Source organism: Salmonella sp. GDC200615, assembly GCF_050574145.1.
Classification (GTDB): domain Bacteria; phylum Pseudomonadota; class Gammaproteobacteria; order Enterobacterales; family Enterobacteriaceae; genus Salmonella; species Salmonella enterica.
On sequence record NZ_CP192247.1, the window covers coordinates 3,954,285 to 3,976,838 of the forward strand.

The following is a 22,554-nucleotide window of genomic DNA, read 5'->3' on the forward strand; positions in this document are numbered from 1 at the left end:
ACGTTACCCGCCAGTCGGCGGGTAACACTTTGAACGAGTCTTACCAGGTCTTACCTATTTTAAATTCCCAGCGTACATCTTCCATTTTGGTTGGCGACTTCGCTTCCTGCATTACCGGGAAGAAGGCTCCGGCACCAAACCATAATTTCAGTGAATCGACGGCAATATTAAATGACGGACCAACAACCCATTCGGTAGTTCCAGAATGGTTATTAATTACGCTGCCATTAGACAGTTTTTTCGTTCCAGAGGCATTATTGCTGTAGGCACTTTCCAGACCAAGATCCAGCGGTAAATCGCTAAACATATACCGCACCTGGGTATTCCACTGGAATTCGTTACCTCGTTTCACGTCCTGGTTACCGCGCTCAAATGGTCCCTGATAGACAAAACCCATATCCCCTTTAATGTTAGGAGTAAATAATTTTGTTAAAGTGAGTGTTACTCTTCCTCCCCAGGCGCTATTCCCAGGCAAATGATTATCTCCATCTTGCCCGGTGGGTAGTAATACTGCCCCACCTACCGTAACCCAAAACGGATCACCTCTTCGCTGGCTCATTAAAGCATAATTGACCCCCACTGATTGGTCGCCCATTCCCTCTATGTGCTCAGGAGACAGATTGTCTCGTTTGTTATTGATATAGGAACCCACAGTTGATAATTCCAGTCTGTCGGTCAAACCGTAACGAATCTTCAATAACCATATCTGGGAGTAAACATCCGGACTTCCGTGCCCCTCGATTTGATGATCTTTATCGCGAAATGAGCTATTCACGGCGGTTAATAACTTTCCTTCCGGCAATACTGAACCACCAGAAATAGCAGTATTAACTGGTGCACCTAATAGATTACTGGGATTATTTTCTCCGTTAGCTGCCATTGCATTCATTAATAGAAAATATGTCATTAATGGCAGAAATATAAATCGTTTCATTATTCCCTCCAGGTATAAAAAACAAAGAGCTAAGTTAATAAATATTTACGTTATTTATGTTTATTTTTAATTTATAATTTAAATTAATAACTTGATGAATTTAATATACGGAAATTTTTGTAACTATATTGAGAGGTAAATAACGATTCCGGAGAGAAACTATTTGTAACTACATGTAAATATACTGTGTTGTTTTGATTAAATAACAGCAAGGTAAAAATGATGCACAATGAATCATTAGGCTCTAAAAAAGCGGTAATTTAATTCTGGCTAATACACTGATACAAACGCCAGGTTGCCTGACAGGAGCCAACGATTTAGTGTAATATATTGAATTATTAACACTTTGTAGCCTGAATAAGGCACTCACACTGCATCCGACATAAACAAAGCGCACTTTATTAACAAGCTGAAAAGGCGCCGAAGCGCCTTTAGAAAACAGTCGAATCAGTAAATTACTGGTAGTCGCTAATCGGTACGCAGGAGCAGAACAGGTTACGGTCGCCATAAACATCATCCAGACGTTTCACCGTCGGCCAGTATTTGTCTGCCACGCCTGCCGGGAATACGGCAACTTCACGGCTGTACGGATGCGCCCACTCGGCGACCAGTTCGCTCTGAATGTGCGGCGCGTTCACCAGCGGGTTATCTTCCAGCGGCCAGACACCCGCTTTCACCTGGTCAATCTCTGCGCGAATAGCCAGCATCGCATCGATAAAGCGATCCAGCTCAGCCTTACCTTCAGATTCCGTCGGCTCTACCATCAGCGTGCCCGCCACCGGGAACGACATGGTTGGCGCATGGAAACCGTAGTCGATCAGACGCTTGGCAATATCCAGCTCGCTGATGCCGGTTTCTTCTTTCAATGGGCGAATATCAAGAATACATTCGTGCGCCACACGGCCATCGCGACCAGTATACAGTACCGGATAGGCATCTTTCAGACGGCTGGCAATGTAGTTAGCGTTAAGAATCGCGACCTGACTTGCCTGCTTCAGGCCTTCTGCGCCCATCATGCGGATGTACATCCAGCTGATTGGCAGGATAGAGGCACTACCGAACGGCGCCGCAGAAACCGCGCCCTGACGGGTTAACATGCCTTCGATTTGCACCACGCTATGGCCCGGTACGAACGGTGCCAGATGCGCTTTCACGCCGATCGGTCCCATGCCTGGGCCACCGCCGCCGTGCGGAATGCAGAAAGTTTTATGCAGGTTAAGATGCGAAACGTCCGCGCCAATAAAGCCCGGTGAGGTAATGCCGACCTGGGCGTTCATGTTCGCGCCGTCAAGGTAAACCTGACCGCCGAACTGGTGCACAACTTCACACACTTCACGGATCGTTTCTTCATAGACGCCGTGGGTGGAAGGATAAGTCACCATGATGCAAGAGAGGTTCGCAGCATGTTGTTCTGCTTTTGCCCGCAGATCGTCCAGGTCGATGTTGCCGTTCTTATCACAGGCGACCACCACCACCTGCACTCCTGCCATATGTGCAGAAGCAGGGTTAGTGCCGTGAGCAGAGGCCGGGATCAGGCAGATATCGCGATGCCCTTCGTTGCGGCTTTCGTGATAGTGACGAATCGCCAGCAGCCCCGCGTATTCCCCCTGTGCGCCGGAGTTAGGCTGCATACAGACGGCGTCGTACCCGGTGAGTTTCACCAGCCAGTCAGAAAGCTGGCTAATCATCTGATGATATCCTTCGGCCTGTTCCGGCGGGCAGAACGGGTGCAGTTCAGCGAATTCCGGCCAGGTGATAGGAATCATCTCGGCGGCGGCGTTCAGCTTCATGGTGCAGGAACCCAGCGGGATCATCGCCTGGTTCAGCGCCAGATCTTTACGCTCCAGCGAGTGCATATAGCGCATCATCTCGGTTTCGCTGTGGTAACGGTTAAATACCGGATGCGTCAGAATCGCATCGTCACGCAGCATACTTTGCTGAATGGAACGGCTATCAAGCGCCACGTCTTTATCCAGTGTTTCAATGTTCAGACCGTGGCTGCCGCCCAGCAAAACATTGAACAACTGCGCCACATTCTCACGGGTGGTGGTTTCATCGAGCGTAATACCAACCGCGTTATGAATATCGCTGCGCAGATTGATCTCTGCCGCTTCCGCACGCGCCAGTACCGCAGCTTTATCAGCCACTTCCACACACAGGGTGTCGAAGTAGTGCGCATGACGCAGCTTTAAGCCTTTCTGTTGCAGACCTGCCGCCAGAATATCGGTCAGGCGGTGGATACGATTAGCGATGCGCTTCAGACCAACCGGACCATGATAAACGGCATACAGACTGGCGATGTTAGCCAGCAGTACCTGCGAGGTACAAATGTTGGAGTTCGCTTTCTCACGACGGATATGCTGCTCGCGAGTCTGCATCGCCATGCGCAGTGCGGTATTGCCCGCCGCATCTTTTGAGACGCCGATAATACGGCCTGGCATGGAGCGTTTAAATTCGTCTTTGGCGGCAAAGAACGCCGCATGCGGGCCACCGTACCCCATCGGTACGCCGAAGCGTTGCGCAGAGCCGAAAACAATGTCCGCGCCCTGTTTACCCGGCGCGGTAAGCAGCACCAGCGCCATAAAGTCGGCGGCGACGCTGACAATCACTTTACGGGCTTTGAGTTCGCTAATCAGCGCGCTGTAATCGTAAATTTCGCCCGTGGAGCCAACCTGCTGCAACAGCACGCCAAACACATCCTGGTGATCCAGTGCTTTCGCCGCGTCATCCACAATGACGTCAAAGCCAAAGGTTTCGGCGCGAGTACGCACGACGTCCAGAGTTTGCGGATGGACATCAGAGGCGACAAAGAACCGGTTGGCATTTTTCAGTTTGCTGACGCGCTTTGCCATCGCCATCGCTTCAGCGGCGGCGGTCGCTTCATCCAGCAGCGAGGCGGAAGCCATGTCCAGCCCCGTCAGGTCCAGCGTCACCTGTTGGAAGTTGAGCAGCGCTTCCAGACGCCCCTGAGAGACTTCCGGTTGATACGGGGTATAAGCGGTGTACCAGCCTGGATTTTCCAGCATGTTGCGCAGGATAACCGGCGGTAGCTGCACGGCGGTGTAGCCCATGCCAATGTACGACGTGAAGCGCTTGTTACGCCCGGCGATGGCTTTTAATTCCGCCAGTGCGGCATATTCGGTTGCCGCCTCGCCAACCTGCGGCGGGGTCGCGAGCTGAATGTCTTTCGGCACAATCTGACCTGTCAGCGCGTTTAACGACTCGGCGCCAACCGCATTCAGCATCTCTTGTTGCTGTGCGGCGTCCGGTCCGATGTGGCGTTCAATGAAAGCGCCGCGGTTTTCAAGCTGGCTTAACGTCTGTGTCATGGGCGATGGTTCCTGAAACGTGCAGTGAATCGTGATTGTCTCTAACTCAATTGCCCGGTGGCGCTGACGCTTACCGGGCCTACGCGTGCGAAAACGAATACGCAAAATCATTCGCGTTGCAGTGAGTAGGCCGGATAAGCATTAGCGCCATCCGGCACAACATTATTCGTCTTCTAACAATGCCTCATACGCGGTGGCATCCAGCAGCGATTCAAGTTCGCTTTCATCGCTGGCTTTGATTTTAAAGATCCAGCCACCGGCATACGGTTCGCTGTTCACCAGCTCCGGGGAGTCGCTCAGCGCATCGTTTACCGCCACGATCTCGCCGCTTACCGGCGCATAAATGTCGGACGCCGCTTTTACGGACTCCGCCACGGCGCAGTCGTCGCCCGCGCTTACGGTCGCGCCGACTTCCGGCAGATCAACAAAAACCATATCGCCCAACAGCTCCTGAGCGTGTTCAGTAATGCCAACAGTGTAAGTGCCATCCGCTTCTTTACGCAGCCATTCGTGTTCTTTGCTGTATTTCAGTTCTGCGGGTACGTTGCTCATCAATTAATCTCCAAAAAAGGATGAGTCACGCGACGGCTTTGCCGTTACGCACAAAAACAGGTTTAGTCACTTTTACCGGCATTTCACGGTTACGAATTTGTACAATCGCCGTCTCGCCGATGCCCGCCGGAACACGCGCCAGCGCAATGCTGTAGCCCAACGTTGGGGAAAACGTCCCGCTGGTGATAATGCCTTCTTGCTGATTGCCCTGCGCATCGGTAAAACGCACCGACAGTTCATTACGCAATACGCCTTTCTCGGTCATCACCAGACCGACAAGCTGCTCATGGCCTTTTTCACGCTGCATCTCCAGCGCCTCACGGCCAATAAAGTCGCGGTCAGCAGGTTCCCAGGCGATAGTCCATCCCATATTAGCCGCCAGCGGAGAGATACCTTCATCCATCTCCTGACCGTACAGGTTCATGCCAGCTTCCAGACGCAGCGTGTCGCGCGCGCCAAGACCGCACGGCTTCACGCCCGCCTCCACCAGCGCACGCCAGAAATCCGCCGCTTTTTCATTCGGCATGGCGATTTCATAGCCCGCTTCGCCGGTATAACCGGTGGTGGCGATAAACAGATCGCCCACCTGAACGCCGAAGAACGGCTTCATACCTTCTACTGCATGGCGCTGTTCGTCAGTAAACAGAGTCGCCGCTTTTTCCTGCGCATTCGGCCCCTGTACCGCAATCAGCGACAGGTCGTCACGAACGGTAATGTCGATGGCATAAGGTTCAGCGTGTTGGGTAATCCAGGAGAGGTCTTTTTCGCGGGTGGCGGAGTTAACAACGAGACGGAAGAAATCTTCAGTGAAGTAGTAGATGATAAGGTCATCAATCACGCCGCCCGATGCGTTAAGCATACCGGAGTAGAGGGCTTTACCCGTCTTCGTTAGCTTCGCGACGTCGTTGGCCAGCAGATAACGTAGAAACTCTCGTGTGCGGCTGCCATGAAGATCGACAATGGTCATATGCGATACATCAAACATCCCGGCATCGGTGCGCACAGCGTGGTGTTCATCAAGCTGAGAGCCGTAATGCAGGGGCATCATCCAGCCATGAAAATCGACCATGCGGGCGCCGCATAGCGTGTGTTGTTCGTACAAAGGCGTCTGTTGGGCCATCTTTTCCTCGTTGAATTAGCGGGGGCTAACAACCATTTTCATGGGAAATCTTCGCCACGAAACCTGGCATCGACGCCCTTTTTCCTGCGCCGACGCAAACGCTCTCTTGCTCCTGAACTTACCACCGAACCAGGCGCTAAACCATAAGGCTGAATTTACCATCACATTAGCTTATGACTAAAAAACGCCAAAACCCCATCAGCACAAAAAACCACTATTACGCTAAATAACCTCCATAAAAATGAAGCTGATACGATTTATCACAACATAAATTAATATTAAATGCGGAAAAAATGTCGAAAATCGCGTTCGCCAAAAATAGTGTCATTAGAAAATATAATGCGAAATAAGCGGTGAAATTAGATTATTTCAAACGAGGAAAGCCCCCCGGCGCGATAGCCGGGAAAGCAAAGTGTGACGGGTTTCAAACTCTTGCTGGCGTGCAGTCAGACGCTTAACGAAGCCATTGCGGAAGGTCGTTTAGCCCCATTGCCTGGCGAAGCAGTTGGGGTTTGACGCCGGGGAGCGTATCCGCCAGTTTCAGCCCGATGTCGCGCAGCAATTTTTTTGCCGGGTTTTCGCCGGCAAACAGGTCACGAAAACCTTGCATCCCGGCAAGCATCATCGCCGCGCTATGTTTACGGCTACGCTCATAACGACGGAGATAAAGATGTTGGCCAATGTCTTTGCCCTGGCGCTGAAGCCGGCGCAGATCGTCCACCAGTTCGGCCGCGTCCATAAAGCCGAGGTTGACGCCCTGCCCTGCCAGCGGATGGATGGTGTGCGCGGCATCGCCGACCAACGCCAGACGATGCGCGGCAAACTGGCGAGCATAGCGGCCCGTCAGCGGAAAAACCTGCCGTTCGCTTTCCAGGCGGCATAAGCCCAGCCGATTATCGAAGGCGATAGTCAACGCCTGGTTAAACGCCTCGTCGCCGCTCTGTTGCATACGCTCCGCATCCTGCGGAGAAAGCGACCAGACAATGGAACACAGATGCGGATCGCTTAACGGCAAAAACGCCAGAATACCTTCACCATGAAACACCTGGCGAGCAACCGCGCCGTGCGGCTCTTCGGTGCGGGTAGTCGCTACCAGCGCATGGTGACGGTAGTCCCAGAAAGTTAAGGGAATATCCGCTTTGTTACGCAGCCAGGAGTTGGCGCCATCCGCGGCAATCACCAGACGCGCGGTTAACATCGCGCCGTCTTTTAAAGTCAGGAAGGCGTCGTTCTCCCCCCAGGCGACCTGCTGTAACTCCGCTGGCGCCATTAAGGTGATATCCGCCGCTTGCTGCGCTTTTTGCCACAATGCGTAGTGAATGACGCTGTTTTCAACAATATGCCCCAGATGGCTATATCCCATGCTTGCGTCATCAAACGTAATACGGCCAAAGCTGTCTTTATCCCAGACTTCCATACCGTGGTAGCAACTTGCCCGTCGCGCCACAATGTTTGACCATACGCCAAGACGGGTAAGCAGTTTTTCGCTGGCGGCATTAATCGCCGACACCCGAAGCTGAGGCGACGCATCGTTCGCCAACGGCTGGGGGACAACGTGATCCAGTACCGCAACGCGCAAACCGCTCCCCTGCAAGCCGCAGGCGACAGCCAGTCCCACCATGCCTCCGCCAACTATTGCTACATCAACACTTTGCACTATTTACTCCTGGAAACCGGAACAATCAAAACCGTAGGCCGGATAAGGCGAAGCTGCCATCCGGTATTTTTACGAACACGATGCCGGATGGCGGCGTAAATGCCTTATCCGGCCTACAGATCGGCTTAACGCGCAACCCAACCTAAGGTCCGCTGTGCCAGCGCATCGCGCGCAGGCGGTAATAATTCCATCGCCATTAAACCGATATTGCGCCCAATAACCAGCGGCGCCCAACGATTTGCAAACAGATGGACCAGACCGTTCGTTACGCCAATCGTCGTATCCCGGTCAACCTGACGACGCTGCTGATAGCGCGATAACACGTGCCAGGCGCCAATATCCTCGCCCGCGTCCTGTGCCGCGATCAGCGTTTCCGCCAGGCTCATGACATCGCGCAGACCGAGATTAAACCCTTGTCCGGCGATAGGATGCAACGTCTGCGCCGCATTGCCGACCATGACAGTCCGGTGAGTAAACACTTTTGCCGCCGTAGTCAGGGCAAGCGGATACACGCTGCGCTTACCGGCCTGAGTAATTCGCCCCAGCCGCCAGCCGAACGCGGCCTGCAATGCATGGCAGAACTGCGCGTCGGACCAGCTCAGCACCTCATCGCGCTGGTCGAGTGGGTGACACCAAACCAGCGAACATCGGCCATGCGACATCGGCAACATCGCCAGCGGGCCATTGGGAGTAAAACGTTCAAAGGCGCGTCCCTGATGCGGGATAGCGGTCGCGACATTCGCTATCACCGCTAACTGTTCGTAAGGCTCCTGATGCCAGTCAACGCCGCAGGCTGACGCCAGCGCAGAGTGGGTACCGTTAGCCGCCACCAGCAAGCTGCCAGCTATCACATTGCCGTTTTCCAGAGTGACGCTAACTTGCTGTTGGGTACGCGACACGCTGGCTACGCGCTCCGGGCAGTGCAGCGTAACGCCTGGCGCTTTACGCAAGAGCGCAAACAGACGCAGCCCGATATCATGCAGCTCCGCAACGTGACCCAACGCTGCCAGGCTGTAATCCTGCGCGTCGAGAGTCACAAATCCGACATGACCGCGATCGCTGACGTGTACGGTGTTGATTGCCGTTGCGCAATCGGAAATCGCCTGCCAGACGCCAATTCGCGCCAGTTGCTGGCAAGTGCCCGCCGCCAGCGCAATCGCTCTGGCGTCAAAGCCGGGATGACCGTCGGCTTCAGGCGCTTTCGCTTCAATCAGGTGTACCGGCAACGTCCCATGACTGAACTGAGAGATGGCCAGCGCCAGCGTTGCGCCTGCCATGCCGCCGCCAACGATAATGACGCTCATTGCTGCCGCGCCGCCGCCATTAATGCCTCAATGTCATCCGCCTTCTTCACAACGCCAGCGGTCAGGTTTTCATTACCGGTTTCGGTAATGACAATGTCATCTTCAATTCGAACGCCAATGCCGCGATACGCTTCCGGCACGTCGGCATCCGGCGCGATATAGAGGCCTGGCTCTACGGTCAGCACCATGCCCGGCTCCAGGATGCGGGAGCGATCCGGCCCATAAACGCCGACATCATGAACATCCAGCCCCAGCCAGTGGCTCAAGCCATGCATAAAGAAAGGACGATGCGCATTCTCGGCAATCAGTTGATCAACCTCTCCTTGCAAAATCCCCAACTTCACCAGCCCGGTTATCATGATGCGCACGACTTCGCCGGTCACCTGCTGAATAGAGGTACCAGGACGGAACAGTCGCAGGCTGGTCTCCAGCGATTCCAGAACGATGTCATAAATTTCACGCTGAGCTGGCGTAAATTTCCCGTTCACCGGGAAAGTACGCGTGATGTCGCCCGCGTAACCTTTATATTCACAACCCGCGTCGATAAGCACTAAATCGCCGTCGCGCATTTCACTTTCGTTTTCAGTGTAATGCAGGATACAGCCATTTTCGCCGCTGCCGACAATGGTGTTATAGGAGGGATAGCGCGCGCCATGGCGATTAAATTCGTGGTGAATTTCACCCTCCAGCTGATACTCAAACATCCCCGGACGGCATTTTTCCATCGCGCGGATATGCGCCAGAGCGCTAATTTCCCCGGCGCGGCGCATGACCGCAATCTCTTCCGGCGATTTGAACAGGCGCATCTCATGGACGATCGGTCGCCAGTCAGTCATGGTGGCCGGCGCGGTCAGATTCTGGCGGGAGCCTTTACGCAGCTTCCCCAGCGCAGCCAGAACAATCTCGTCGGCATACGCATATTCGCCCTGCGCGTGGTACACCACATCCAGACCATTAAGCAACTGAAAGAGTTGCTGGTTGATTTCGCTAAACGCCAGCGCCCGGTCAACGCCCAGTTTTTCCGGTGCGGCATCCTGTCCTAAACGGCGACCAAACCAGATTTCCGCAGTCAGGTCGCGAACGCGGTTGAACAAAACGCTGTGGTTGTGGGTGTCATCACTCTTAATCAGTACCAGCACGGCTTCCGGTTCGTTAAAACCGGTGAAATACCAGAAGTCGCTACTCTGGCGATACGGATATTCACTGTCTGCGCTGCGCGTCGCCTCCGGCGCGGCAAAGATCAGCGCGGCGCTGCCGGGCTGCATTTGCGCCAGTAATGCCTGGCGACGGCGTTGGTATTCCTGCTGAGTCATGACATGGCCTCCATTTCGTTTTTTCTTAGTGTAGCGTCGGTTTACGCACTTCCGGCGCGGTCGGCTGTTGGCGCGTGAAAGTGTCATGACATAACAGCGCCGCAACACGGACATATTCGATGATCTCTTCGAGCGACATCTCCAGCTCTTCCTGATCTTCGCTCTCATCATAACCAAGCTGCGCAATATTACGCAGGTCGTCAATCGCTTCACCCGTTTCGCCGGTGACTTTATCAAGTTTAGGCTGCGTTACGCCGAGGCCAAGCAAAAAGTGGTTAACCCACCCGGCTAAGGCATCTGCGCGATCGAATACGCTGACATCGTCGCCTTCAGGCAGATAAAGCTGAAAAAGAAAGCCGTCGTCTTCCAGCGCGTCGCTGGTCGCCGCGTGCATTTTGCGCAGCGCCTGAGCAAGCTCATGCCCGAAGGCCAGACCTTCGTTCGTCAGGTCGTGCAGCAGCGGCTGCCATGAGCTGTCGTTGTTGCCGCCGCAAATCATCCCGCTGATTAAACCATGCATTTCAGCCGGGGTCAGACCGGCCCCTTGTTGATTCAAAAACCGGTTCATTTCGTTGTAACCAGGCATTTCGTTCTGTATAGACATAAGCATTCGTCATCAAAGGGAGGATATTCATGATATGCTACCACTTTGGACCCTGGTGAACCAGAAAAGGGCTTGTATCTTCACACCAGGGTAGCTATAGTGTCGCCCCTTCGCGGACCCTGGGTCTGGAGACGAAGGCAGCGCAGTCAATCAGCAGGAAGGTGGCATGTCTGCACAACCCGTCGATATCCAAATATTTGGCCGTTCACTGCGAGTGAATTGCCCGCCTGACCAAAGGGATGCGTTGAATCAGGCTGCGGACGATCTGAATCAGCGGTTGCAAGATCTGAAAGTTCGCACTAGAGTCACAAATACTGAGCAGTTGGTTTTCATTGCCGCATTGAATATCAGCTATGAGTTAACTCAGGAAAAAGCGAAGACCCGCGATTACGCGGCGAGCATGGAACAACGTATTCGGATGCTACAACAGACCATCGAACAGGCGTTGCTTGATCAAGGTCGCATAACCGAAAAAACGGGCCAAAACTTTGAATAACACTTTTCGCTTTACTATGGTAAAGTGATTGTGAAAACAGAATTTCTCTGAGATGTTTGCAAGCGGGCCAGTCCCCTGAGCCGATATTTCATACCACAAGAATGTGGCGCTCCGCGGTTGGTGAGCATGCTCGGTTCGTCCGAGAAGCCTTAAAACTGTGACGACACATTCACCTTGAACCAAGGGTTCAAGGGTTACAGCCTGCGGCGGCATCTCGGAGATTCCCCTTCTGACTGGCGACAGCCATGACGCAACTTCCCGAACTCTCTTTATCACGACAAGAAATCCGCCGAATGATTCGGCAACGTCGTCGTGCGCTGACGCCAGAGCAGCAACGCCGCTTTGGTCAACAGGCCGCCGCCCGAATGCTCAGCTTTCCTCCCGTCGTGATGGCGCACACTGTCGCCGTGTTTCTCTCCTTTGATGGCGAACTCGACACCCAGCCGCTGATTGAACAGCTATGGCGAGCAGGCAAGCGCGTCTACCTTCCGGTTCTTCATCCCTTCAGCCCTGGCAACCTCCTGTTCCTGCACTATCATCCGCAGAGTGCGCTGGTGACCAACCGCTTAAAGATCCGGGAGCCACGGCTTGATGTCCGCGACGTATTGCCGCTGGCAAAGCTGGATGTGCTGGTAACGCCATTAGTGGCGTTTGACGAAGGCGGGCAGCGCCTGGGGATGGGCGGCGGATTTTATGACCGTACGTTGCAAAACTGGCAGCAGCATAAGATCCAGCCCGTGGGCTACGCGCATGATTGCCAGTTAGTAGAAAAACTGCCAGTTGAAGAGTGGGATATCCCGCTGCCTGCGGTGGTGACGCCGTCCAAAATTTGGGAGTGGTAGCCGTGTTTTGTCGATTGACAGCGTCGCTTTTTTGACCTAAATTTCTCGGTGAAGGGTGAGGGAGGCGAACCTCCCTCCTGCGTACTCTCTGTTAATATGCTGGCGTAGCGATGATTAACAGGATCAGCAGCATGATGACGTATCTCATCATCGTCCCTTTCCTTTTTAGAGCCCCTGCTTCGCCAGGGGCTTTCCCGTTTCAGCGCTATGCTGAGCCCTTATCGTAAATTCCTTTTATTGCTGTACAACACGCAACGCTGCCTTTAATTACCAATTGCGGCAAGGCTCGAAAACAGAATGTATGCGTTACACGAAGAGATGTTGAGGCAGGGAAACCAGAGAAAGGATGGGCAGGTCATCTCCTGCCCATTTAGAGGAAATTAGTACAGCAGACGGGCGCGAATGGTACCTGGAATCGCCTTCATCGCCAGCAGCGCTTTCTCCGCCACATCGCCATCGGCTTCTATATCAATTACCACATACCCCATTCGGGCGGAGGTTTGCAGATACTGCGCGGCAATGTTAACGCCCTGCTCGGCAAAAATCTGGTTAAGCGCGGTCAATACGCCTGGGCGGTTTTCGTGGATGTGCATCAAGCGACGACCGCCGTGCAGCGGCAGCGACACTTCCGGGAAGTTCACAGCGGACAGCGTCGAGCCGTTATCCGAGTACTTAATCAGTTTTCCTGCGACTTCCAGACCGATGTTTTCTTGCGCCTCCTGCGTCGAGCCGCCGATATGCGGCGTCAGGATCACGTTATCGAATTCGCACAGCGGAGAGGTAAACGGATCGCTATTAATGGCCGGTTCCGTCGGGAAGACGTCGATAGCCGCCCCCGCCAGATGTTTCGTCGCCAGCGCGTCGCACAAAGCCGGGATATCTACCACCGTACCGCGCGCGGCGTTAATCAGCAGCGAACCCGGCTTCATCAGGGCAATCTCTTTTGCGCCCATCATGTTTTTGGTGGAGGCGTTTTCAGGTACGTGCAGACTGACCACATCGCTCATATTCAGCAATTCAGACAGGTGCTGCACCTGAGTTGCGTTACCGAGCGGCAGTTTATTTTCAATATCATAGAAATAGACATGCATCCCCAGCGATTCCGCCAGAATGCCCAACTGCGTTCCTATATGGCCGTAACCGATAATGCCAAGCTTTTTACCGCGCGCTTCGAACGATCCCGCCGCCAGTTTATTCCATACGCCGCGGTGCGCTTTGGCGTTCGCTTCCGGCACGCCGCGCAGCAGCAGCAACAGCTCGCCAATCACCAGCTCCGCCACGGAGCGGGTATTCGAGAATGGCGCGTTAAAGACCGGAATACCGCGTTTTGCCGCCGCATTTAAATCCACCTGGTTGGTGCCGATGCAAAAACAGCCAATCGCCACCAGCTTCTCTGCGGCGTTAATCACTTCTTCTGTCAGATGAGTACGGGATCGCAGACCGATGAAGTGGGCATCGCGGATGGACGCTTTCAACTGTTCAGCGTCCAGCGCGCCCTTGTGATATTCAATGTTGGTGTAACCTGCCGCACGAAGGCTTTCCAGCGCCTTTTGATGCACCCCTTCAACCAGCAGAAATTTAATTTTATCTTTCTCCAGCGATACCTTTGCCATTTCCCCGATCCTGTCTTTTTTTGCCATCTGATGTTGTGTGTGGATTTGCATCCGTCCTTCAACATATCAAAAAAAATTATCACGGCAATATGAACGTTTGCGCCAGCGTCGTGAAGGAATCGCATACAGCGGGAAATAGCAGATGAAAATACCGGGAATAACTTTTTCTTTGGAGGGATCGGCAGGGCAAACGATTAAACGTGATACATGTCACCAAATTTGCCCTGACCGAATTTTTTACGCGGCAGGAAATACGCCTGGCGCGATCATTTTACGATGGTTTTCACCCCGTCCGGCGTGCCGATCAGTGCGACATCGGCGCCACGGTTGGCGAACAGCCCCACGGTCACGACGCCCGGAATCGCGTTAATGGCGTTTTCCAGCGCGATGGGATCAAGGATTTCCATACCATAAACATCCAGAATCACGTTGCCGTTATCCGTGACCACGTTCTGACGGTACTCCGGACGCCCGCCCAGCTTCACCAGTTGACGAGCGACCGCGCTGCGCGCCATCGGAATCACTTCGACCGGCAACGGGAATTTGCCAAGAATATCCACCTGCTTAGAGGCATCCGCAATACAGATAAATTTCTCCGCCACGGAAGCAATAATTTTCTCACGGGTTAATGCCGCGCCGCCGCCTTTGATCATCTGCATATGACCGTTGATTTCGTCCGCGCCATCGACATAGATACCCAGGCTATCCACTTCGTTGAGATCAAACACGTGAATACCGAGGCCTTTGAGTTTTTCAGTCGAGGCGTCCGAGCTGGAGACCGCGCCTTCAATCTGGCCTTTCATTGTGCCCAGCGCATCAATAAAGTGTGCGGCCGTTGAGCCTGTACCAACGCCCACAATGGTGCCGGGCTGTACATACTGAAGTGCCGCCCATCCTACCGCTTTTTTCAGTTCATCCTGCGTCATAGATCGTTTCGCCTGTGGTGTGAAAATACAGCCGCATTATAGAACATTGTCGGGAAAAATCTCCGTGTCCGTACACAGGCTACGGATTTCATCTGTACCGACGGCAAATTTATGTCATAGTGCGGAAAAAAATAACAGGAGCATGACACAACAATGAAACGTCCGGACTACAGAACACTACAGGCGCTGGATGCCGTTATACGTGAACGAGGGTTCGAGCGCGCCGCCCAGAAGCTGTGCATCACGCAATCCGCCGTCTCACAGCGCATAAAACAGCTTGAGAATATGTTCGGACAACCTTTATTGGTGCGTACCGTTCCTCCTCGCCCTACGGAGCAAGGGCAAAAATTACTGGCTCTGCTGCGTCAGGTTGAACTGCTGGAAGAAGAGTGGCTGGGCGATGAACAAACCGGCTCTACACCGCTGCTGCTGTCGCTGGCGGTTAACGCCGATAGTCTGGCGACCTGGCTGCTTCCGGCGCTGGCGCCGGTGCTGGCGGACTCCCCTATCCGTCTCAATTTACAGGTGGAAGATGAAACGCGCACGCAAGAACGTCTGCGGCGCGGCGAGGTGGTGGGCGCGGTGAGTATTCAGCATCAGGCGCTGCCCAGTTGCCTGGTAGACAAACTGGGCGCGCTCGACTATCTGTTTGTCGCGTCAAGGCCGTTTGCCGAGCGCTATTTCCCCAATGGCGTTACCCGGTCGTCGCTGCTGAAAGCGCCCGCCGTCGCGTTCGACCATCTGGATGATATGCATCAGGCCTTTTTGCAACAGAATTTCGATCTACCGCCCGGCAGCGTGCCGTGCCATATCGTTAATTCATCCGAAGCATTTGTACAGCTTGCGCGTCAGGGCACGACCTGCTGCATGATCCCTCACCTGCAGATTGAGAAAGAGCTGGAAAGCGGCGAGTTGATCAACTTAACGCCTGGTTTGCTGCAGCGCCGGATGCTTTACTGGCACCGCTTTGCCCCGGAAAGCCGGATGATGCGCAAAGTGACCGACGCGCTGCTGGAGTACGGGCACAAGGTGCTGCGTCAGGATTAGCCTCTCTATGAATGCCGGATGGCGGCGTGAACGTCTTATCCGGCCTGCATGACCCATTATTCCCTCGTCACTTCTTTGAAGTTCATCACAAAATCATTGCGTTCAGGCGGCAAAAAACGACGCGCCATTGGCTATTTTTTGCTGGCGACAAGGCGATTCAAAACGCTCACCGTATTAGCAAATCTTCATTTCAATGCGTAATACGGAGCAAAAAACGCGAACACCGGGAGAAAATGCGGCCTGGAAGCGCCCAGGCCGGGCGAGATTACTGCGTGCTGGCGGCCGTGGTCGACGTCTGCCCTGTTCCAGGTTCAAGCTGGAATACCACATCGACCTGATCGTCGAACTGAATGGTCGGCTGCTCGTAAGTTTCCTGCGCGGATACCGGCGCAGCATCTGCGGCTTTCATCATTCGCACCACCGGACTCGGCTGATAATTAGAGACATGGTAACGAACGCTGTAAACCGGCCCCAATTTGCTGTTAAAACCGGCTGCCAGCGCTTGCGCCTGATGAATCGCGTCATCAATGGCGGCTTTGCGGGCTTTGTCTTTATAGGCGTCCGGTTGCGCCACGCCCAGCGATACCGAACGAATCTCGTTCAGACCCGCCTTCAGCGCGCCGTCCAGCAGCGAATTGAGTTTATCTAACTGACGCAGCGTCACCTCAACGGTTCGCACCGCGCGATACCCTTTCAGAATGCTTTTACCGTTTTGGTAATCATAATCCGGCTGCGTGCGCAGATTCGCCGCGCTAATGTCTTTTTTCGCAATCTGATTTTGCTCAAGGAAGGAAAGATATTGCGCCACGCGCTCATCGGCCTGCTTCTTCGCCGTCGCCGCGTCCTTCGCCGCGACGTTCACTTCAATCGCTAAGGTGGCGATATCAGGCACAGCATCGACGCTTGCCGTACCGGAAGTCACGATGTGCGGGCCTTCCGGCAATTCGCTTGCCTGCGCCGACATTGCACTTAAACCCACTAATGCCGCCAGGGCCATCACTTTGAACTTCACAGTCTCTCCTCCATATTGCAGTCATTGCCCTGATATACAGGGCGCATGCAGGCAAGCTTAGCGGATATCGGCCTGTTGTCCATCAGACAACGCTTAGTTGAAAAGCGCGTGCATATGCGCGACGCCTTCCCGCGCCAGTTGGAAGGCGATAAGCCACATCACCACCCCTACCAGAATGTTGATAATGCGTTGAGCTTTCGCCGTACGCAGTCGAGGCGCAAGCCAGGCCGCCAGTAGCGCTAACCCAAAAAACCACAAGAACGACGCGCTAATCGTGCCGAGAGCAAACCAGCGCTTTGGCTCCATAGCCAGTTGTCCGCCGAGACTGCCCAACACGACAAACGTATCCAGATAAACGTGCGGATTCAGCCACGTTACCGCCAGCATCGTAGCAATAATTTTCCAGCGCCCCTGCTTCATAACCTCGGCGCTGGCCAGCTCCAGATTACTGCTCATTGCCGTTTTCAGCGCGCCTAAACCGTACCATAACAAGAACGCAACCCCGCCCCATGTGACCAGCGCCAGCAGCCACGGCGACTGCATCAGCAACGCGCTACCGCCAAAAATACCGGCGCTAATCAGGACTAAATCACTTAACGCGCAAAGCAGCGCTATCATGAGGTGGTACTGGCGACGGATTCCCTGATTCATCACAAACGCATTTTGCGGGCCAAGCGGAAGGATCATGGCGGCGCCAAGGGCAAACCCTTGAAAATAATAAGATATCACGTTAACTACCCTGAGCTGTTTTTCTTAAAGGCAGACTATAGCGCGGGAATATTATTAGCGGAAATTGATAATTTTAATCACTAATAAGAAAAGCTAATGAAGAGACTGAATAACGGATGGCGGCTACGCTTATCCGCTCAATAACCAGAGAATACTGGAGGCGGATAAACGCAGCACTGGCAGGCAGCACGGGAGGAAAATTACTCCGCGGCGTTATCTTTCACGCGTTTAAAATTGACGTCCATCTGCGGGTACGGGAAGCTAATACCAGCGGCGTCGAATTCACGTTTAATACGTTCCAGCACGTCCCAGTAGACATTTTGCAGGTCGCTGCTTTTACTCCAGACACGCACCACAAAATTAATTGATGAGGCGCCCAGCTCATTCAAACGCACCGTCATTTCGCGATCTTTTAAAATACGATCGTCGGACTCGATAATCGTCGTGAGCAGCTGTTTCACCTGATCGATATCCGAATCGTAGGCCACCCCAATAATGAATTCGTTGCGGCGAACCGGCTCACGAGAATAGTTGATGATATTTCCCGCGATAATTTTGCCATTCGGAATCACAATAATTTTGCCGTCTACCGCGCGCATTGTCGTGGAAAAGATTTGCACGTTAAGTACCGTACCGGCAACGCCGCCTAAATCGACATACTCACCGGCGCGGAACGGACGGAACATAACCAGCAATACCCCAGCCGCAAGGTTAGAAAGCGATTCCTGTAATGCCAGGCCAACGGCTAAACCAGCGGCGCCCAGTACGGCAATAACCGAGGCGGTTTGAACCCCCACGCGACCCAGAGCCGCAATCAGCGTAAAAGCGATAACCCCATAGCGCACCAGCGCAGAAAGAAAGTCGGCCACTGTCGCATCAATATGACGCGCACGCATCAGACGATTTACCGTATTGGAAATCACGCGCGCTACAATCAAGCCGATGATGATAATAGCGATAGCCGCAACAATATTCACAGCATAGCTGAGCAATAACGCCTGGTTGCGTACCAGCCAGGTGCCCGCACCATTTATGCTGTCGACAACATTCAAATCTTCCATTCAATATTCCTTGGTCATAGCAAAACAAGCAAATGAGATCATTCTCACGAAAAGAACTTTTTAAAGGTAAACAAAAACAGAGGAATATGCCATTTTTCGGCATCATCCCAAAACCAAAAAAGGCAGGTACATTGTGAGTTGGCCGGATGAAAGCGCTAACTAACGCCGCTCTCCGGAAATAACGATAAAAAAATGGCTTCCCAAGGGAAGCCATTTCAATCAGCAGACTATATTACAGAACGTCAATCGCGTTCAGTTCTTTAAATGCTTTTTCCAGACGAGCGATCATCGAAGTCTGGCCAGCACGCAGCCATACGCGCGGGTCATAGTATTTCTTGTTCGGCTGATCTTCGCCTTTCGGGTTGCCCAGCTGACCTTGCAGATACGCTTCGTTTTCTTTGTAGTAGTTCAGAACACCTTCCCAGGTTGCCCATTGGGTATCGGTATCGATGTTCATTTTCACTACGCCGTAGCTTACGGAGTCTTTGATTTCCTGAGCAGTAGAACCGGAACCGCCGTGGAAAACGAAGTTCAGGCTGTTGTGCGGCAGGTTGTGTTTCTTAGAAACATAGTCCTGAGAATCACGCAGAATGGTCGGGGTCAGAACCACGTTACCCGGCTTGTAAACGCCGTGTACGTTACCGAAGGAAGCGGCAATGGTGAAACGCGGGCTGATTTTGCTCAGTTCAGTGTACGCGTAATCAACGTCTTCCGGCTGGGTGTACAGAGCAGAAGCGTCCATGTGGCTGTTGTCCACGCCGTCTTCTTCACCACCGGTGCAACCCAGTTCGATTTCCAGAGTCATGCCAATTTTGGACATGCGCGCCAGGTATTTGGAGCAGATTTCGATGTTTTCGTGCAGAGACTCTTCAGACAGGTCAATCATGTGAGAAGAGAACAGCGGTTTACCGGTAGCCGCGAAGTGTTTTTCACCCGCGTCCAGCAGACCGTCGATCCACGGCAGCAGTTTCTTCGCGCAGTGGTCAGTGTGCAGGATAACCGGCACGCCGTAGTGTTCAGCCATCTGGTGAACGTGATGCGCGCCAGAGATAGCGCCCAGGATTGCCGCGCCCTGAGGTACGTCAGTTTTCACGCCTTTACCCGCGATGAAGGACGCGCCGCCGTTGGAGAACTGAACGATGACCGGTGCTTTAACTTTTGCAGCGGTTTCCAGAACAGCGTTGATGGAATCAGTGCCCACGCAGTTAACTGCCGGCAGAGCAAAATTGTTTTCTTTTGCTACCTGGAACACTTTCTGTACGTCATCACCAGTGATCACGCCTGGTTTTACGAAATCAAAAATTTTAGACATGTTTCGTTGTCCTGTATCGTCGGGCTTTGGGAAAAAACACGGGCCGCCCTGAATGTCAGATCGGCGATAAATCAACGGGCAGGAATCCCTGCCCGTAACGATTACTTCTTAGCGCGCTCTTCGAGCATCGCTACGGCTGGCAGAACTTTACCTTCCACGAATTCGAGGAATGCGCCGCCGCCAGTAGAAATGTAGGAAATTTTGTCAGCAATGCCGAACAGGTCGATTGCCGCCAGGGTGTCGCCGCCGCCAGCGATGGAAAACGCTTCGCTATCAGCGATGGCATTCGCCACGATTTCAGTCCCTTTACGGAAGTTCGGGAACTCAAACACGCCAACCGGGCCGTTCCACAGAATGGTTTTGGCATTCTTGAGGATTTCAGCCAGCTGCTGAGCGGAAGCATCGCCGATATCCAGGATCTGCTCGTCTTCTTTCACGTCGTTAACGGATTTCAGAGTCGCCGGTGCGGTTTCGGAGAACTCGGTGGCAACGCGAACATCGGTCGGAACCGGGATATCGCAAGTGGTCAGCAGACGTTTTGCTTCGTCAACCAGGTCAGCTTCGTACAGGGATTTACCGACGCTGTGGCCCTGAGCGGCAACGAAGGTGTTGGCGATACCGCCGCCGACAATCAGCTGGTCAGCGATTTTAGACAGGGAATCCAGAACGGTCAGTTTGGTAGATACTTTAGAACCACCAACGATAGCCACCATCGGACGAGCCGGTTCTTTCAGCGCTTTACCCAGCGCATCCAGTTCAGCGGCCAGCAGCGGGCCTGCGCACGCAACATCAGCAAATTTGCCGATACCGTGGGTAGAAGCCTGCGCGCGGTGCGCAGTACCAAAGGCGTCCATCACGAATACGTCACACAGGGCGGCGTATTTTTTAGACAGCGCTTCGTCGTCTTTCTTTTCGCCTTTGTTAAAGCGAACGTTCTCCAGAACCACCAGCTCACCTTCGGCCACGTCAACGCCGTCCAGGTAATCTTTGACCAGGCGAACCGGGTTAGACAGTTTGTCTTTCAGGTAGTTAACAACCGGCAGCAGAGAGAATTCTTCGTTGTACTCGCCTTCGGTAGGACGACCCAGGTGGGAAGTTACCATCACTTTCGCGCCCTGTTTCAGAGCCAGTTCGATGGTCGGCAGAGAGGCGCGGATACGCGCGTCGCTGGTCACTTTCCCTTCTTTAACAGGTACGTTCAGATCCGCACGGATAAAAACGCGTTTCCCGGCCAGATCCAGATCGGTCATCTTAATTACAGACATGGTGAATCCTCTCAATGATGCTTAAAGTTTTGTCGACGCTGACGCGTCGAGCCTGAAACCAACTGCGGCCATCGCTAACGTGGTGTCGAGCATCCGGTTAGCAAAGCCCCATTCATTATCGCACCAGACCAGCGTCTTGATCAGGTGGGCGCCACTAACCCGGGTTTGCGTGCCATCAACAATGGCGCTGTGCGGGTCGTGGTTAAAATCTATCGAGACCAACGGTGATTCCGTATAGTCAACTATACCATGAAATGCACCTTGTGCTGCTTTTTGCAGCAACTGGTTGACTTCACTGGCTTTTACTGGTTTTTTCACCGTTACGCTTAAATCGATCGCCGTCACATTAATGGTTGGAACGCGCACGGCAATCGCCTCAAAACGGTCGTTAAACTGCGGGAATATACGCGTAATGCCTGCCGCCAGTTTTGTATCTACCGGGATAATCGACTGGCTGGCCGCGCGCGTGCGCCGCAGATCGGAGTGATACGCGTCGATCACCTGCTGATCGTTCATCGCGGAGTGGATCGTCGTGACGGCACCAGACTCGATGCCGTAAGCATCATCCAACAATTTAATGACGGGAATTATGCAATTCGTGGTACAGGATGCGTTTGAGACAATACGATGTTCCGCACGCAGTTCATTCTGGTTCACGCCAAAAACGACGGTGGCGTCAAGACCGTTGCTGCCCGGATGAGAAAAGAGCACTTTCTTCGCGCCAGCGGCAATATGCGCCTCGCCATGCTCCCGGTTGCCATATACGCCCGTACAATCTAACACGACATCCACGCCCAGTTCGCGCCACGGCAGATCCGCCAGCGTTCGTTCATGCAGAATACGAATGACGTCGTCGCCGACAAAAAGCTGCTCGCGCTCGTGGCGAACCTCCCATGCAAAACGCCCGTGGCTGGTATCGTATTTCAACAAATGCGCCATGCCTGCGGCATCCGCCAGCTCGTTGATGGCCACCACGGTAATTTCCGCGCGACGTCCGGATTCATACAAAGCACGAACCACGTTACGTCCGATGCGACCAAAGCCATTAATCGCTATGCGTACGGTCATAGGTCTCCTGCAAGGCTATCCCGATTCAGATGAGGCTGACAGAGTAATGCAGCTCATCGTCGAGTAAAACCTCACCTGTCGCAAACTGCGACTGATTGGTTAATTGTCGAACATTTAATTAACTGAAACGCTTCAGCTAGAATAAGCGAAACGGGGAATAAAAGGAATGTTTGTCCAGTCGAAGAAGACAGTTATCTGACCTGCATCACATTTCATGGCCGCTTACGCTGCAATTTATTCCATATTTAAGAATCACCAGTACATCCGTCAGATCTTTTCATCGTCGCGTCACAAATACTGATTTATATCAGAAAGCGCTGTCGCCAGCGTCTATATTATCAGCGCCACGTCCGAGTCTCGGAGTCCTGTA

At 53.3% G+C, this 22,554-nt stretch carries 19 protein-coding genes and 1 other RNA gene; 4 read left to right on the forward strand and 16 right to left on the reverse strand.

The window, feature by feature from the left end:
• Positions 1 to 40: 40 nt before the first annotated feature.
• From ACQ29O_RS19145 to ACQ29O_RS19180, 8 genes are all read right to left on the reverse strand, one after another.
• Positions 41 to 934: a transporter gene (locus ACQ29O_RS19145; protein WP_000819375.1), complete on the reverse strand. Its 894-nt coding sequence runs from the start codon at positions 932 to 934 to the stop codon at positions 41 to 43.
• 455 nt (positions 935 to 1,389) lie between these two features.
• The gene (gcvP, locus tag ACQ29O_RS19150) at positions 1,390 to 4,263 is read right to left on the reverse strand and encodes an aminomethyl-transferring glycine dehydrogenase (RefSeq protein ID WP_020937169.1); all 2,874 of its coding nucleotides are present in this window, start codon (positions 4,261 to 4,263) and stop codon (positions 1,390 to 1,392) included.
• A 162-nt stretch (positions 4,264 to 4,425) separates the two neighbouring features.
• On the reverse strand, positions 4,426 to 4,815 hold the full coding sequence (gcvH, locus tag ACQ29O_RS19155) for a glycine cleavage system protein GcvH (protein WP_001295377.1): 390 nt from the start codon (positions 4,813 to 4,815) through the stop codon (positions 4,426 to 4,428).
• A 25-nt stretch (positions 4,816 to 4,840) separates the two neighbouring features.
• Positions 4,841 to 5,935 (reverse strand): glycine cleavage system aminomethyltransferase GcvT, encoded by a 1,095-nt coding sequence (gcvT, locus tag ACQ29O_RS19160; RefSeq protein ID WP_253336078.1) that lies wholly within the window; start codon positions 5,933 to 5,935, stop codon positions 4,841 to 4,843.
• Positions 5,936 to 6,389: 454 nt separating this feature from the next.
• Positions 6,390 to 7,592 carry an FAD-dependent 2-octaprenylphenol hydroxylase gene (gene ubiI / locus ACQ29O_RS19165; protein WP_001192151.1) on the reverse strand — a complete coding sequence of 401 codons (1,203 nt, stop codon included), beginning with the start codon at positions 7,590 to 7,592 and terminating at the stop codon, positions 6,390 to 6,392.
• Positions 7,593 to 7,717: 125 nt separating this feature from the next.
• Positions 7,718 to 8,896, reverse strand: coding sequence for a 2-octaprenyl-6-methoxyphenyl hydroxylase (gene ubiH, locus ACQ29O_RS19170; RefSeq protein ID WP_000111150.1), 1,179 nt, complete (start codon positions 8,894 to 8,896; stop codon positions 7,718 to 7,720).
• Entirely contained in the window at positions 8,893 to 10,209 is a 1,317-nt protein-coding gene (gene pepP, locus ACQ29O_RS19175) for a Xaa-Pro aminopeptidase (RefSeq protein ID WP_000193689.1), read from the reverse strand. The genes ubiH and pepP overlap by 4 nt, the downstream gene beginning before the upstream one ends.
• A 25-nt stretch (positions 10,210 to 10,234) precedes the next feature.
• Positions 10,235 to 10,813 carry a YecA family protein gene (locus ACQ29O_RS19180; protein WP_000027236.1) on the reverse strand — a complete coding sequence of 193 codons (579 nt, stop codon included), beginning with the start codon at positions 10,811 to 10,813 and terminating at the stop codon, positions 10,235 to 10,237.
• A 166-nt stretch (positions 10,814 to 10,979) separates the two neighbouring features.
• Between ACQ29O_RS19180 and zapA the strand changes: the two genes are divergently transcribed.
• From zapA to ACQ29O_RS19195, 3 genes are all read left to right on the forward strand, one after another.
• Positions 10,980 to 11,309, forward strand: coding sequence for a cell division protein ZapA (zapA, locus tag ACQ29O_RS19185; protein WP_001276011.1), 330 nt, complete (start codon positions 10,980 to 10,982; stop codon positions 11,307 to 11,309).
• A gap of 41 nt (positions 11,310 to 11,350) precedes the next feature.
• Positions 11,351 to 11,534: non-coding RNA, 6S RNA (gene ssrS, locus ACQ29O_RS19190), on the forward strand.
• Between the two features lie 20 nt (positions 11,535 to 11,554).
• The gene (locus ACQ29O_RS19195) at positions 11,555 to 12,151 is read left to right on the forward strand and encodes a 5-formyltetrahydrofolate cyclo-ligase (RefSeq protein ID WP_001574944.1); all 597 of its coding nucleotides are present in this window, start codon (positions 11,555 to 11,557) and stop codon (positions 12,149 to 12,151) included.
• A gap of 380 nt (positions 12,152 to 12,531) precedes the next feature.
• Here the strand turns inward: ACQ29O_RS19195 and serA are convergent, their stop codons facing one another.
• The gene (gene serA, locus ACQ29O_RS19200; protein ID WP_001151626.1) at positions 12,532 to 13,764 is read right to left on the reverse strand and encodes a phosphoglycerate dehydrogenase; all 1,233 of its coding nucleotides are present in this window, start codon (positions 13,762 to 13,764) and stop codon (positions 12,532 to 12,534) included.
• A 266-nt stretch (positions 13,765 to 14,030) separates the two neighbouring features.
• Complete coding sequence (gene rpiA, locus ACQ29O_RS19205) at positions 14,031 to 14,690, reverse strand: ribose-5-phosphate isomerase RpiA (protein ID WP_000189741.1); 660 nt, start codon at positions 14,688 to 14,690, stop codon at positions 14,031 to 14,033.
• Between the two features lie 153 nt (positions 14,691 to 14,843).
• Here rpiA and argP point away from each other — a divergent pair, with 153 nt between their 5' ends.
• Positions 14,844 to 15,737: a DNA-binding transcriptional regulator ArgP gene (gene argP, locus ACQ29O_RS19210; RefSeq protein WP_000828348.1), complete on the forward strand. Its 894-nt coding sequence runs from the start codon at positions 14,844 to 14,846 to the stop codon at positions 15,735 to 15,737.
• 265 nt (positions 15,738 to 16,002) lie between these two features.
• Here the strand turns inward: argP and ACQ29O_RS19215 are convergent, their stop codons facing one another.
• From ACQ29O_RS19215 to epd, 6 genes are all read right to left on the reverse strand, one after another.
• Positions 16,003 to 16,749: an oxidative stress defense protein gene (locus ACQ29O_RS19215; protein ID WP_000669854.1), complete on the reverse strand. Its 747-nt coding sequence runs from the start codon at positions 16,747 to 16,749 to the stop codon at positions 16,003 to 16,005.
• Positions 16,750 to 16,842: 93 nt separating this feature from the next.
• Complete coding sequence (gene argO / locus ACQ29O_RS19220; RefSeq protein ID WP_000626870.1) at positions 16,843 to 17,478, reverse strand: arginine exporter ArgO; 636 nt, start codon at positions 17,476 to 17,478, stop codon at positions 16,843 to 16,845.
• A gap of 200 nt (positions 17,479 to 17,678) precedes the next feature.
• Positions 17,679 to 18,539 (reverse strand): small-conductance mechanosensitive channel MscS, encoded by an 861-nt coding sequence (locus tag ACQ29O_RS19225; RefSeq protein ID WP_000389828.1) that lies wholly within the window; start codon positions 18,537 to 18,539, stop codon positions 17,679 to 17,681.
• A 232-nt stretch (positions 18,540 to 18,771) separates the two neighbouring features.
• Complete coding sequence (gene fbaA / locus ACQ29O_RS19230; RefSeq protein ID WP_000034386.1) at positions 18,772 to 19,851, reverse strand: class II fructose-bisphosphate aldolase; 1,080 nt, start codon at positions 19,849 to 19,851, stop codon at positions 18,772 to 18,774.
• A gap of 101 nt (positions 19,852 to 19,952) precedes the next feature.
• Positions 19,953 to 21,116, reverse strand: coding sequence for a phosphoglycerate kinase (gene pgk, locus ACQ29O_RS19235; protein WP_000111274.1), 1,164 nt, complete (start codon positions 21,114 to 21,116; stop codon positions 19,953 to 19,955).
• Between the two features lie 21 nt (positions 21,117 to 21,137).
• Positions 21,138 to 22,184 (reverse strand): erythrose-4-phosphate dehydrogenase, encoded by a 1,047-nt coding sequence (gene epd / locus ACQ29O_RS19240; protein WP_000218342.1) that lies wholly within the window; start codon positions 22,182 to 22,184, stop codon positions 21,138 to 21,140.
• Between the last annotated feature and the right edge of the window lie 370 nt (positions 22,185 to 22,554).

Bases quoted from the DNA above. Each gene is read 5' to 3' on its own strand.
- pgk (WP_000111274.1), bottom strand. From the start codon at position 21,116: ATGTCTGTAATTAAGATGACCGATCTGGATCTGGCCGGGAAACGCGTT.
- fbaA (WP_000034386.1), bottom strand. From the start codon at position 19,851: ATGTCTAAAATTTTTGATTTCGTAAAACCAGGCGTGATCACTGGTGAT.
- argP (WP_000828348.1), top strand. From the start codon at position 14,844: ATGAAACGTCCGGACTACAGAACACTACAGGCGCTGGATGCCGTTATA.
- gcvP (WP_020937169.1), bottom strand. From the start codon at position 4,263: ATGACACAGACGTTAAGCCAGCTTGAAAACCGCGGCGCTTTCATTGAA.
- pepP (WP_000193689.1), bottom strand. From the start codon at position 10,209: ATGACTCAGCAGGAATACCAACGCCGTCGCCAGGCATTACTGGCGCAA.
- ACQ29O_RS19145 (WP_000819375.1), bottom strand. From the start codon at position 934: ATGAAACGATTTATATTTCTGCCATTAATGACATATTTTCTATTAATG.
- ubiH (WP_000111150.1), bottom strand. From the start codon at position 8,896: ATGAGCGTCATTATCGTTGGCGGCGGCATGGCAGGCGCAACGCTGGCG.
- zapA (WP_001276011.1), top strand. From the start codon at position 10,980: ATGTCTGCACAACCCGTCGATATCCAAATATTTGGCCGTTCACTGCGA.
- ACQ29O_RS19180 (WP_000027236.1), bottom strand. From the start codon at position 10,813: ATGTCTATACAGAACGAAATGCCTGGTTACAACGAAATGAACCGGTTT.
- serA (WP_001151626.1), bottom strand. From the start codon at position 13,764: ATGGCAAAGGTATCGCTGGAGAAAGATAAAATTAAATTTCTGCTGGTT.
- ACQ29O_RS19195 (WP_001574944.1), top strand. From the start codon at position 11,555: ATGACGCAACTTCCCGAACTCTCTTTATCACGACAAGAAATCCGCCGA.
- epd (WP_000218342.1), bottom strand. From the start codon at position 22,184: ATGACCGTACGCATAGCGATTAATGGCTTTGGTCGCATCGGACGTAAC.
- gcvH (WP_001295377.1), bottom strand. From the start codon at position 4,815: ATGAGCAACGTACCCGCAGAACTGAAATACAGCAAAGAACACGAATGG.
- gcvT (WP_253336078.1), bottom strand. From the start codon at position 5,935: ATGGCCCAACAGACGCCTTTGTACGAACAACACACGCTATGCGGCGCC.
- ACQ29O_RS19225 (WP_000389828.1), bottom strand. From the start codon at position 18,539: ATGGAAGATTTGAATGTTGTCGACAGCATAAATGGTGCGGGCACCTGG.
- rpiA (WP_000189741.1), bottom strand. From the start codon at position 14,690: ATGACGCAGGATGAACTGAAAAAAGCGGTAGGATGGGCGGCACTTCAG.